This window comes from Actinoplanes subtropicus (genome assembly GCF_000721705.1).
Lineage (GTDB): Bacteria > Actinomycetota > Actinomycetes > Mycobacteriales > Micromonosporaceae > Actinoplanes > Actinoplanes subtropicus.
Genome location: NZ_JOJL01000057.1, coordinates 1 through 12,539 on the forward strand (window position 1 = coordinate 1; position 12,539 = coordinate 12,539).

Here is a 12,539-nt window from a genome sequence, read left to right on the forward strand (position 1 = left end):
AACGAACCCGACAGATACCCGAACGCCGGCCAATAGTTGCCGTCCCAGCCCAGCGCCGTCTGATTCGAGAAACCCTGCCCGTACGGATCAGCCGGCGTCTTGAAATTCGTCCCATACGCCCGCGGCAAACCCGAATTATGACAACCGTTCGGATCCACCGCCGGGAGGCCCTGCAGGGAGGTCGCCGGCGGGGCCGTGGTGGGCGGCGTGGCCGGGGGAGTGGTCGGTGAGGTCGTCGGCGGCGTGGTCGGCGTCGTCGTCGGGGGAGTGGTGGTCGTGCTGCCGGTGCAGGCGACGCCGTTCAGGGTGAAGGCGGTCGGCACCGGGTTCGACCCGGTCCACCCGCCGTTGAAGCCGAACGATGTGCTCGCGCCGGTGGCCAGCGCCGCGTTGTAGCTCATGCTCACCGCGGTGACCGCCGCCCCGGACTGCGTCACGGTGGCGTTCCACGCCTGGCTGACGGTCTGCCCGGCGCCGAACGACCAGCGCAGCGTCCACCCGTCGATCGGGTCGCCGAGGTTGGTGATCGCCACTGAGGCGCCGAAGCCGCCCTGCCATTGCGAGCTGACCGTGTACGACACCTGGCAGCCGGACGCGGCGGCATGCGCCGTCAGCGTGGTGGCCGCGAGGGTCGTGCCGAGCCCGGCGGCGAGCAACCCCGCCAGTACGCGCCGGACGCGCTTGGTGACCATGCCGACCCCTCCCATCGAAAGCGAAATCCTTTTCGGGAAGATAGCGCACATCCACGTCCATCAATAGTGCCAATCGGGAGCGCTCCCATATCCGGCGGATCCGAAACCTTTTCGGCCGGCCGCGACGGACCGATCAGATTTGGAGAAGCCGTCGCCGCGCTGGTCCGCCTAGCCTGACGATGGTCCCCATCCGACGGCAGAGGAGCACGCGAGATGATCACGAAGCTGAGCGTCACGTCGATCTACGTCCACGACAAGGACGAGGCGCTGGCGTTCTACGTCGACAAGCTCGGGTTCGAGAAGGGCAACGACGTCCAGCAGGGCTCCTACCGCTGGCTGACCGTCCGCGTCCCGGGCGAGGACGGCACCGAGGTCTCCCTGGAAGAGCCGGGCGCGCCGCTGCACGACGAGGCGACCGCCGAGCAGCTGCGCGCGCTGATGGCGAAGGGCGCCCTGAGCGGCCTAGTCCTCATCACCGACGACGTCCGGGGCCTGTACGACTCGCTCAAGGCGGGCGGCTTCACCGACTTCACGATGGAGCCGACCGACCACTTCTACGGCACCGACATGGGCCTGCGGGACCCCTCCGGCAACCCGATCCGCGTCCTCCAGCAGGGCAAGGGCCCGGCGTCCTGACTTGGTGTGGGTCGAAGCAGCGCGCCGGCCACGCCCCGGTTGCCTAGCCTTTGACCGTGTTCCCCGCGGACGTGATTCCGCTGCAATACCAGGCGCTCCTGCTGACCGACGAGTGCCGGATGGCGGCGTTCGAGACCGCGATCGCCCGGACGGTGACGCCCGGCATGCGGGTGCTCGACCTGGGTGCCGGTACCGGCGTGCTGTCCTATTTCGCCGCCCGGCAGGGTGCGGTGGTCACCGCGGTCGAGTGCGAGCCGCGGGTCTTCGACGCCGCGCGATCGGCGCTGCGGGCGGCGCTCGGCGACGCCGTCCGGGTGGTGCGTGCCGACGCCCGCCACTATCTGCCCGACCAGCCGGTCGACCTGGTGATGTGCGAGATGCTGCACGTCGGCCTGCTGCGCGAGCGGCAGATCGAGGTGATCGACGGGTTCAAGCGGCGTTACCCGGGGCGGATGCCCCGGTTCCTGCCGGCGGCGTGTGTCCAGGCGGTGCAGCCCGTCCGGCACGATTTCTCGTACGCCGGCTACACCGTCGCCGCGCCCGTCTTCCAGCAGCCCGGTCACCGGCAGCCACGCACGGTCGAGGCCGCCGGGCCGGTCGTCTTCCAGCGGTTCCGCTATCGCGACCGGTTACCCTCGCACTGCGCCGCCGACCTCCGGTTCCGGGCCACGCGGACGGTCGACGTGAACGCCGTCCGCGTGATCACCAAGAACCTCGTCGCGCCCGGCGTCGACTGGTTGATGAACTACCTCGTCGTCCCCCTGGCGGAGCCGGTCGCCGCCGGCCCGGGCGACGAGCTCCGGGTGCGCTTCTCGTACCGTCCGGGCGACGAGATTCCCGCCCTGACCGACGGTCTCACCGTCGATCGGTGAGCACTCGGTAGTCGACCAGCAGGTAGCCGCTCGGTGAGGTCCGGCTGCGGAGCGACTCCAGCCGGATCGGGGGCAGGCCGTCGAGGAGTCGCCGCCCGCGGCCGGCGATGCGGGGCGCGATCACGAGCCGGATCTCGTCGACGACGTCGGCGGCGAGCAGCGCCTGCGCGACCGAGATGCTGGCGTGGACGCCGATGTCGCCGCCGGGCTGCTGCCGGAGCTCGCGGACGAAGGCGACCGGGTCGCCGTCGATCGCCGACGCCTTGGCCCAGTCCTGGTCGAGGGGCGTCGAGGTCGCGACGTACTTGGTGACCCCGTTGATGAAGGTCGCGAACGGCTCGACGTCGCTGCCCGGCCAGTACCCCGCCCACTCGGCGTAGCTGCGGCGGCCGAGGACGACCGCGTCCTGGGTCGCGATCACCTCGGCGAGGTTGGCGTCCATCGCGTCGTCCCAGTCGGCGAAGAACTCGTCGGGGCGCTCGGCCACCCCGTCGAGGGACAACAGCTCGTACACGACGATCTTTCGCACGCTGTACTCCTTCGGTCGGTCTCGTCGATTCTGATGGACCGGGCGGGCCGGCGAAACTCATCGGACCGGGTGGCGCTGGTGGCCGCCGGTTACCGTCGGAAGCATGCTGACGGCGGAGCGGATGAGCATGTGGCGGGGCCGCTACCAGATGAAGGCGGACGGGCGGCCGGTTGCCGTCTGGGACCCGTCGTGGTGGCGGACCGGCGGAGACTTCGAGGTGGACGGGCGCCGGTTCACGGTGCGGGGGAACGGCTGGGGAACCAGGTTCCGGATGCTCGACGAGGCCGGCGAGGAGGTGGCCCGGGTCGAGAAGGCGGGACGCAAGCACTGGACGGTGGTGGCCGGCGGCCGCACGTACGAGTTCCGTCGCGCCTCGCTCTGGGGCAACCAGCAGGAGCTGCTGACCGGTGGGGTGAAGGCCGGCTCGCTGCGCCGCACCGGTGCGTTCTCCGGCGACGTCGAGGCGGACCTGCCGGGCATGCCGCTGCCGGTGCAGATCTGTGTGGTGGGCGTGCAGATCGCCATCTGGCGGGCCCAGCAGAACGCCGCGGCCGGTTAGCTGAGCGGGAAGAACGACTGCGCCCAGGGCGGCCGCGCGGAGGGCTCGATCGCGGTCACCCACTTGACCCACCAGAAGCCGCGGCGGCCGGGGGCCACGATCCGGGCCGGGAAGCCATGGCCGTACGTCAGCGGCCGGCCGCCGAGCGCGGTCACCAGCCAGACGTCGTCCAGGGTGCCGGCGCCGAACCAGCGGGCGTACCCGGTCGTCGAGGTCACCTTCACGCTGCGCGCGCCGGCCATCGGCACCCGGGCCGCGTCAAGAAGAGCGCTCAGCCGTACGCCGTCCCACTCCTGACTGCTGTACCACCCGCTGGTGCAGTCCAGGATCGCGGTGAACCGCTCGTGCGGCAGCGCCTCGACGCCGGCCAGGTCGAAGGTGGCCGGGCCGACCCGCAGCCGCCAGCTCGCCGGGTCGATCTCCGGGATGCCGTCGTCGAGCCAGATGGTGACCTCGGGCGCCGGCTTCTCGATCGAGCCGGTGAAGCGCCGCCCGCCGGCCGAGGCCGCGGTGTCCCAGGCCGCGGTGGCCACCGCCGCCCCGGCGCCGAGCACGCCCAGGCGCAGCAGCGCCCGCCGGTCGGCGTCGGCCCGGCGCGGGCGCACGGCGTGGCCGAGGAAGTGCGCGGCCACCGCCAGCAGCGCGCCGATGGCCGCGCCCACGTGGATCTGCATGAGCGTCAGCGGCCCGACGAACTCCACCTTTCCGGTCGAATGCAGCAGCCCACTGCCGATCGTGATCAGCACGAACGCGGCGAGCGTCAGCGACAGCGCCTTCTTGGCCCGCCCGCGCCGGGCCCGCCCCAGCCCGCGCCGGATCACCACGTACTTCCAGGGCGCCAGCAGCAGGATCGCCAGCGCGGCCGCGGCGTGCAGCTGGATGAGGTCGAGCGGCCAGTTCACCCCGATCGTGTTCGCCGCCGTCCCGGTCAGCGCGGCGGCGCCGAGCAGCAGCCCGAGGACCAGATCGATCCGCCGGCCGCCCTGCCTGCCCCGCAGGCTCACCCGCATGGCCGGAACGGTAGCTCGCGTGCCAGCGCCGCATCAGCCCGCTGTGCGCCGAATGCCAGCGGCCCGCGCCACTCTTCGGCCATGAACACTCCAGTCACCATCATCGGCGCCGGCCTCGGCGGTCTCACCCTCGCCCGCGTCCTGCACGTGCACGGCATCCCGGCCATCGTCTTCGAGGCCGAGCCGTCGGCGGCCGCCCGCGGCCAGGGCGGGATGCTCGACATCCACGACTACAACGGCCAGCCGGCGCTGGCGGCCGCGGGGCTGACCGCGGAGTTCCGGGCCGCGATCCTCGAGGGACGGGAGGCGTACCGGGGGCTCGACGCGAGCGGGCGGGTGCTGTTCGACAAGCCGGACGAGGGCGACGGCGGGCGGCCCGAGGTGCCGCGCGGCGAGCTGCGCCGGCTCCTGCTCGACTCGCTGCCCGAGGGCGTCGTCCGGTGGGGGCACAAGGTCGGCGGCGTGCGGTCGCTCGGTGCGGGCCGGCACGAGGTGACCTTCGCGCACGGCGGTGCGGTCGTCACCGGGCTGCTGGTCGGCGCGGACGGGGCCTGGTCGCGGGTCCGGCCGCTGCTCACCGACGCCGTCCCGGCGTACGCCGGCACGTCGTTCGTGGAGACCTTCCTGTACGACGCGGCCACCCGGCACCCGGCCACCGCCGAGGCGGTCGGCGCCGGGTCGATGTTCGCGACCGACTTCGCCGGCAAGCAGATCAACGCGCACCGGGAGGCGGCCGGGACCGTCCACGCGTACGTCGAATTGACCGAACCGCTCGATTACTTCGCGGCCATCGACTTCACCGATCCGGTCGCGGCCACCGCCCGGATCGCCCGGGAGTTCGACGGCTGGGCGCCCGAGCTGACCGCGCTGATCACCGAGAGCGACACGCCGCCGGTGCACCGCCCGCACTACGCGCTGCCGGTCGGCCTGAGCTGGCCGCGGCGGCCGGGCGTGACCCTGCTCGGCGACGCCGCGCACCTGGCCGCCCCGGACGGCGAGGGCGCCAACCTGGCCCTGCAGGACGCCGCGGAGCTGGGCCTGGCCGTCGCCGGCCACCCGGGCGACGTCGAGGCCGCTCTCCGCGCGTACGAGGAAAAGCTCTTCCCGCGCAGCCAGGAGCACGCCGTCGAGGCCGCGCACAAGCCGACCGTCCAGGACATGCTCGAGTACTTCGGGGCCGCCTGACCGGCATATTTCTGGAAGATTTCCTGTCTATTCTTGACAACGTTGTCAGGGGAAGTGAAAGCTGACGATCTCCGATCCAGGTGCCCGTCTTCACTCCCCCTGGAGTTGCGCATGAAGTTGACTCGACAATGGCCGGCCGTACCCGGCGTTCTGCTGCTGGTGTCGGCCGGTCTGCTCGTCGCCCCGGCGACGGCATACGCCGCCGATCCGTCCACCGACTTCGGCTCGTCGTTCGAGTCGGCCGACGCGCCGCCGACGGCGAGCACCGCCGAAGTGGACGCGAGCGGCAACCCGGTGCAGGGCAACCTGTCCGGCTCGATCAAGGCCAGCCTGCCCGGCAGCGTCCTCGACCAGGTCACCGCGGTGACCGCGAGCGCCGAGAACCCGCCCAACGAGACCGCGGTCAAGCTCAAGGACAGCGACTCCTCGACCAAGTGGCTGGCGTTCAGCCCGACCGGCTGGGCGGCCTACCAGCTGGCCAAGCCGGTGGCGGTGGCGAAGTACTCGCTGACCTCGGCGAACGACGCGCCCGGCCGGGACCCCAAGGACTTCACCATCCAGGGCTCCGACGACGGCTCGAAGTGGACGGACCTGGACAGCCGGACCGGGCAGAGCTTCGGCGGCCGGTACGCGACCAACACGTACACCTTCAGCAACACCACCGCGTACGCCTACTACCGGCTGAACATCACGGCGAACTCGGGTGACTCGATCGTCCAGTTGGCCGACTGGGACATCAGCGACGGCTCGGGCACCCTGCCGCCGGCCACCCCGATGGTCAGCGAGGTCGGCTCCGGCCCGGTCCGCGGCGCCAACGAGCTGCCCAAGGCCGGGTTCACCGGGGTGGCCTCGCTGCGGTACGCCGGCGGTGCGCGGGCCGACGGACGCTCGTACGCGACGAACAAGCTCTACGACGTCACCATCCCGGTCGGGCCGAAGACCCGGCTGGCGTACAAGATCTTCCCGGAGCTGACCGGCGAGGACCTGCAGTACCCGTCCACCTACGCGGCGGTCGACCTGCACTTCACCGACGGCACCTACCTCAGTGGACGCTCGGCGGTCGACCAGCACGGCTACCCGCTCACCGCGGCCGGCCAGGGCGCCTCGAAGGTCCTCTACGCCGACGAGTGGAACGCGGTGTCGTCGGACATCGGCGCGGTCGCCAACGGCAAGACGATCGACCGCATCCTGCTCGCGTACGACGATCCGAACGCCACCGCCGCCACCCGCTTCCAGGGCTGGCTCGACGACGTGACGGTGACCGGCACGCCGGCCGTGATCGACGGCTCGACCCTCACCAACTACGTCGACACCCGCCGGGGCACCAACGCCTCCGGCTCGTTCTCCCGCGGCAACAACCTGCCGATCTCGGCCCTGCCGAACGGCTTCAACTTCCTGACCCCGGTCACCAACGCCACGACGGACTCGTGGGAGTACGTGTACCAGCGGGACAACAACGCGGCGAACCTGCCGCTGCTGCAGGGCCTGGCGATCTCGCACGAGCCCAGCCCCTGGATGGGCGACCGCAACCAGATGTCGGTCATGCCGGTGCCGGCCGGTGGCAACCTCACCGGGCAACCCAGTAGCCGGCAGCTCGCGTTCAGCCACGCCGACGAGATCGCCCGTCCCGACTACTACCGGGTGAAGCTGCAGAACGGCCTGGTCGCGGAGATGTCGCCGACCGACCACGGCGGCGTCATGCGGTTCGCCTTCCCCTCGGGGCAGGCCGCCGGCAGCCTGGTCTTCCAGAACGGCACCTTCACCGTCGGGACCGACGGCACGGTCACCGGCTGGGTGGACAACGCCAGCGGCCTGTCCGCCGGGCACAGCCGGATGTTCTTCGCCGGGACGTTCGACCGGGCGCCGACCGCGGCCACGGCCGCCTCGGCCACCTTCGACCTCTCCGCGGGCTCGGCGGTGACCCTGCGGTTCGCGACCTCGTTCCTCTCGGTCGACCAGGCCCGGAACAACCTCGGCCTGGAGGTCACCGGGAAGAGCCTCGACCAGGTGCACACCGCCGCGACCGCGGCCTGGGCCGACCGGCTGGGCCGGATCGAGGTCAAGGGCGCGACCGAGACGCAGCTGGTCACGCTCTACTCCAACCTGTACCGGCTGAACCTCTACCCGAACTCGCAGTCGGAGAACACCGGCACCGCGGCCGCGCCGCACTGGCAGTACGCGAGCCCGGTGTCGGCGGCGACCGGTACCTCCACCCCGACGGCGACCGGCGCGAAGATCGTCGACGGCCAGATCTACGTCAACAACGGGTTCTGGGACACCTACCGGACCGTCTGGCCGGCGTACTCGCTGCTCTACCCGGACATCGCCGCCAAGATCGCGGACGGGTTCGTCCAGCAGTACCGCGACGGCGGCTGGATCGCCCGCTGGTCGTCGCCCGGCTACGCCGACCTGATGACCGGCACCAGTGCGGATGTCGCGCTGGCCGAGGCGTACCTCAATGGTGTGCAGTTGCCGGACCCCCTGGCGGCCTATGACGCGGCGGTGAAGGACGCGACGGTGGCCTCCGGGCGCAGCGCGGTCGGCCGCAAGGGGATCGAGACGTCGCTGTTCCTCGGCTACACGCCGACCAGCACCGGCGAGTCGGTGTCCTGGGCGCTCGAGGGCTTCATCAACGACTACGGCATCGGCAACATGGCCGCGGCGCTGGCCCAGGACCCGAAGACCCCGGACGCGCGGCGCGAGCAGCTGCAGGACGACTCGAAGTACTTCCTGGAGCGGGCCCGCAACTACGTCAACCTGTTCGACACCAAGACGAAGTTCTTCCAGGGCCGCGACGCCCAGGGCAACTTCCTCGAGGGCGACCCGCTGGACTGGGGTGGCGTCTACACCGAGACCGACGGCTGGAACTACGCCTTCACCGCGCAGCAGGACGGCAACGGACTGGCTAACCTGTACGGCGGCAAGGACCAACTGCTGAAGAAGCTCGACCAGTTCTTCGCCACCCCGGAGAAGGCCGACCACCCCGGCGGCTACACCGGCATCATCCACGAGATGCTCGAGGCGCGCGCCGTCCGGCTGGGCCAGCTCGGCATGAGCAACCAGCCGTCGCACCACATCCCGTACATGTACGACTACGCGGGCGCGCCGGCCAAGACCCAGGCCATCGTGCGCGAGATCATGCAGCGGCTGTACGTGGGCAGCGAGATCGGCCAGGGCTACCTGGGCGACGAGGACAACGGCGAGATGTCGTCCTGGTACATCCTCAGCTCGCTGGGCCTCTACCCGCTCCAGAACGGCTCGCCGAACTGGGTGATCGGCTCGCCCCAGTTCAGCCAGATGACGGTGCACCGCGCGAGCGGCGACATCGTGGTCAATGCGACGAACAACAGCACGCAGAACGTGTACGTGCAAAGCGTCAAGGTCAACGGCGGCACGCAGCGCTCCGTCTCCATCGACTCGTCGGTCTTCGAGCACGGCGGCACCATCGACTTCAAGATGGGCCCGAACCCGTCGGCCTGGGGCACCGGCAAGAACGACGGCCCGAAGTCGCTGACCACCGGCACCGCCGTGCCCAAGCCGCTGCAGGACACCACCGGGCCGGGTCTCGGCACCGCGACCACGGACGGCGGGCAGGACGCGTCGAAGCTGTTCGACGACTCGTCCACCACGCAGCTGACCTTCGACTCGGCCACGCCGACGGTCACCTGGGCGTACCGCGGCGGCGCCAAGCAGGCGCCGACCTACTACACGGTCACCTCGGGGGCGAACCCCGGCGATCCGGAGGACTGGCAGCTGCAGGCCTCCAAGGACGGGGTCCGCTGGACCACGGTGGACTACCGGCCCGGCGAGGTGTTCGCCTGGCGGAACCAGACCAAGGCGTACCGGATCGGCCTGCCGGGCAGCTTCCCGCGGTACCGGCTGCTCGTCACCAAGTCCACCTCGGACAAGCCGAGCCTGGCCGAGATCGAGCTGCTGGCCGGCGGCGACGTGCAACTCGGCGGCGGCGCCGTCGGGGTGACCGCCGCGGCCAACGTGCCGGCGCGGGCCGGCGCGGCGGTGTCGGTCCCGCTGGCCACCGTCACGGGGGGCACCGCGAGCGCCTACCGGGCGACCGTCGACTGGGGTGACGGCACGCCGGCCACCGCGGGCACGCTGGCGCTCAGCTCGCGGGCCGTGTACAGCGTGAGCGGCTCGCACACATACGCGAGACCGGGCTATTACCAGGCCGCGGTGACGGTGTCGGACGGAACCAGCCAGGATTCCGCCACGGTCGGCGTCGACGTCGCCTACACGCCGGAGTCCGGCCTCGCCGCCGCCTTCGACACCGTGTGCATCGGTGACGAGGGTGCGCTCGCGGCCAACTGCGACGCGAAGAACTGGGCCTACTCGCGGGCCGCGCTCAATGCGGCCGGGGTGACCCAGGGCAAGCGGATGACGGTGCCCGGGACCGCGCTCGGGTTCACGCTGCCCGCGGTCCCGGCCGGCCAGCCGGACGACGCGATCGGCAGCGGCCAGAAGATCGTGCTCAACCTGCCGGCCGACGCCAAGAGCATCTCGTTCATCGGCGCCGGCACCCAGGGCGACCAGGACACGACCGGCACCGCGACGTTCAGCGACGGCAGCACCGCCACTGTCCCGATCCAGATGACCGACTGGACGAAGGGCGGCAACCCCAACGCCGCGGCGTCGTACGGGAACATCACCGTGGCGCACGCGGCGTACCGGCTGCTCGGTACGAGCCGGGACGACGCCGAGCCGTTCCTGTTCGCCACCGTCCCGTACCAGATTCCGGCGGGCAAGACGCTCGTCTCGGTGACCCTGCCGACGCAGTCCGGCGACCCCGGTGACGTCGGCCGGATCCACGTGTTCGCCATCGCCGACGACGGGACGCCGCCCGCGGCCCTGGCGCTGACGGCGGCGAAGAACCAGACCGCCACGGCCGGGTCTTCGCTGGTCGCCGACCTGGGCACGCTGTACGGCGGCGTGACCGACGCGACCGGCTACCACGCCCGGGTCCAGTGGGGCGACGGCACGGTTCCGGCGGACGCCACCGTCGGCGCCGGCGGGGCGATCTCCGGGACGCACACGTACGCCCAGCCGGGCACCTACACCGTGCATGTCACCGCGTGGGACACGCTGGCCAGCACCACCGCCTCCCTCACGGTGACGGTGGCCAAGGCGGCGACCCAGTCGGCCGTCGCGACCACCGCCAAGGCGGCCGCGCCGGCTGCCGCACCGGTGTACCGCCCGCAGGTGGCGCTGTCGGTCGCCGCGGGCCCGCGGGGCACGGCCGTCACCGTGGACGGCACCGGCTTCGCGCCGAACGAGAAGGTCACCGCCACCTTCGGCGACGGCCTGACGGTCACCACCCTGCGCGCGAACGGCGACGGCGTCATCACCGCCGCCACCGTGAGCGTGCCGGGCGCGGCCAAGCCGGGCGCCACCAGCATCACGCTGGCCGGCGCCAAGTCGGGCACGACGGTGAAGCAGGCCTTCACGGTCACCAAGTAACGCCCCGACGGTGGGCCGGCCGCGATCGTGGCCGGCTCACCGACGGCGTACTACCTCTATGCTGGCTCGGTGGCAGCGTGTCCCGAGCTGGCGCTCGCCCGTCGCTTCGCGGCGGCGAGGGTCTCTTCGGGGTAACCCCGAGGAAGCTTGATTGACTACCGCAGCGCATCGCCGGCGCGCTTCAGCGCTTCGCGCAGCACGGCGCAGGCACGACCGGGATTCGTCGGGACACGCTGCCACCTCGACCTGGTACGGGCCACACCGGCAGCGCCCGTTCCGGGTCGCGGGCGCCCTGGCCGACGCCCTGCTCACCACGGACTGGCGGCCCGAGCAGATGACCGCGGCCGTACGGTCCGTGGCCGCGGGGCGCGCGGTGTGGGCGGTGCGCCTGGTCAAGGCCGTCCTGCTGGCCTATCCGCGCCTGCCCGCCGACCGGCCCCGGGAACTACGCCAGTTCCTCGCCAACCTGCCACCCACGCCGCGGACGACGGTGCGGCAAGCCGTCATCCGGCATCGGCTCGCGGTGCCGACCCGCGTCGTCCGGATGCGGTGGGGCGCCCCCGGCATCGGCGATCTCGCCGAGCTCGCCGCGTTCCTCGGCCTGGACGACGACGCGCTCGACTGGTTCGCCGACCGCCGCGAGATCAACCGCCACGCCCGGGACGAGAAGTTGCGCCACTACCGGTACGCGTGGCGCCCGCACCGGCTGATCGAGGCGCCGAAGCCGCGCCTGCGCGCCCTGCAGCGACAACTCCTCGATCAGATCCTGTCGGCGGTGCCCGTCCATGACCACGTCCACGGGTTCGTGCCCGGCCGGGGTCCACACACCTTCGCCCGCGCGCACGCCGGCAACGCCGTGCTGGTGAGCATGGACCTGCGCGCCTTCTTCTCGAGCATCACCGCGGCACGCATCTACGGGCTGTTCCGTGGCATCGGCTATCCCGAGCCCGTCGCGCATGCGCTGACCGCGCTGACCACGACGCGTACGCCCGCTCCCGTCCTGCGCGACGCGCCCGATCCGTACCTGGCCGCGTTGTTGCGCCAACCGCACCTTCCGCAGGGAGCGCCGACGTCTCCCGCCCTGGCCAACCTCTGCGCCTTCCGCCTCGACCGGCGGCTGAGCGGACTCGCCGGCCGCTTCGGGCTGAACTACGCACGGTACGCGGACGACCTGGCCTTCTCCGGCACGCTGAACACCAGCGGCGTCGACAAGTTCAGCACGCTCGCCGGCCGGATCGTCCACGAGGAAGGGTTCCGGATCCACCCCCGCAAGACCCGGATCCGGCGCCGGTCGCAACGCCAGGCGCTGACCGGCCTGGTCGTCAACACCCTCCCGGCCGCGCCTCGCGAGGACTACGACCGCCTGCGCGCGATCCTGCACGACGCGGCGACCCACGGACTCGCCGAGGCCAACCGCGACGGCCACCCCGAATTCGCCGCCCACCTGGCCGGTCGCGTCGCCTGGATGTCCCACCGCCACCCGTCCCGCGCCGCGAAACTCCACCGCCTCCTCGACCAGGCCCTCGCCAAACCCTGACCGCCGGGCCTCCCGCCCTGGACCGGTTGCCTGGCGTTCGGAGTGAG

9 protein-coding genes are annotated in these 12,539 nt (G+C 71.7%); 6 read left to right on the forward strand and 3 right to left on the reverse strand.

Going from position 1 to position 12,539, the window contains the following annotated elements; all coding sequences use genetic code 11:
• The coding region (locus IH26_RS0148840; RefSeq protein WP_211268909.1) for a cellulose-binding domain-containing protein at positions 1-692 on the reverse strand (692 nt) is incomplete at its 3' end.
• A gap of 213 nt (positions 693-905) precedes the next feature.
• On the opposite strand from IH26_RS0148840, the gene IH26_RS0148845 reads away from it, so the two are divergent.
• Together IH26_RS0148845 and IH26_RS0148850 are read left to right on the forward strand one after the other, a co-directional pair.
• A complete protein-coding gene (locus tag IH26_RS0148845) occupies positions 906-1,328 on the forward strand; it encodes a VOC family protein (protein ID WP_030443165.1) in 423 nt (140 codons plus the stop codon).
• A gap of 56 nt (positions 1,329-1,384) precedes the next feature.
• On the forward strand, positions 1,385-2,200 hold the full coding sequence (locus IH26_RS0148850) for a methyltransferase domain-containing protein (RefSeq protein ID WP_157437812.1): 816 nt from the start codon (positions 1,385-1,387) through the stop codon (positions 2,198-2,200).
• Here IH26_RS0148850 and IH26_RS0148855 read toward each other — a convergent pair.
• Positions 2,184-2,729: a dihydrofolate reductase family protein gene (locus tag IH26_RS0148855; RefSeq protein WP_030443167.1), complete on the reverse strand. Its 546-nt coding sequence runs from the start codon at positions 2,727-2,729 to the stop codon at positions 2,184-2,186. The two genes, IH26_RS0148850 and IH26_RS0148855, sit on opposite strands and share 17 nt — an antisense overlap.
• A 103-nt stretch (positions 2,730-2,832) precedes the next feature.
• On the opposite strand from IH26_RS0148855, the gene IH26_RS0148860 reads away from it, so the two are divergent.
• Positions 2,833-3,288 (forward strand): hypothetical protein, encoded by a 456-nt coding sequence (locus IH26_RS0148860; protein ID WP_030443168.1) that lies wholly within the window; start codon positions 2,833-2,835, stop codon positions 3,286-3,288.
• On the opposite strand, the gene IH26_RS0148865 is transcribed toward IH26_RS0148860, so the two are convergent.
• Positions 3,285-4,298 (reverse strand): molybdopterin-dependent oxidoreductase, encoded by a 1,014-nt coding sequence (locus IH26_RS0148865; protein ID WP_157437813.1) that lies wholly within the window; start codon positions 4,296-4,298, stop codon positions 3,285-3,287. The genes IH26_RS0148860 and IH26_RS0148865 overlap by 4 nt on opposite strands.
• Positions 4,299-4,379: 81 nt before the next feature.
• Between IH26_RS0148865 and IH26_RS0148870 the strand changes: the two genes are divergently transcribed.
• The 3 genes from IH26_RS0148870 to IH26_RS0148880 all read left to right on the forward strand — a co-directional run bounded on the left by IH26_RS0148870 (position 4,380) and on the right by IH26_RS0148880 (position 12,492).
• Positions 4,380-5,483, forward strand: coding sequence for an FAD-dependent oxidoreductase (locus IH26_RS0148870; RefSeq protein WP_034217848.1), 1,104 nt, complete (start codon positions 4,380-4,382; stop codon positions 5,481-5,483).
• A 111-nt stretch (positions 5,484-5,594) separates the two neighbouring features.
• Positions 5,595-10,955 carry a GH92 family glycosyl hydrolase gene (locus tag IH26_RS0148875; protein ID WP_030443171.1) on the forward strand — a complete coding sequence of 1,787 codons (5,361 nt, stop codon included), beginning with the start codon at positions 5,595-5,597 and terminating at the stop codon, positions 10,953-10,955.
• A gap of 151 nt (positions 10,956-11,106) precedes the next feature.
• Entirely contained in the window at positions 11,107-12,492 is a 1,386-nt protein-coding gene (locus tag IH26_RS0148880; protein ID WP_157437814.1) for a reverse transcriptase family protein, read from the forward strand.
• The last annotated feature ends 47 nt before the right edge of the window (positions 12,493-12,539 follow it).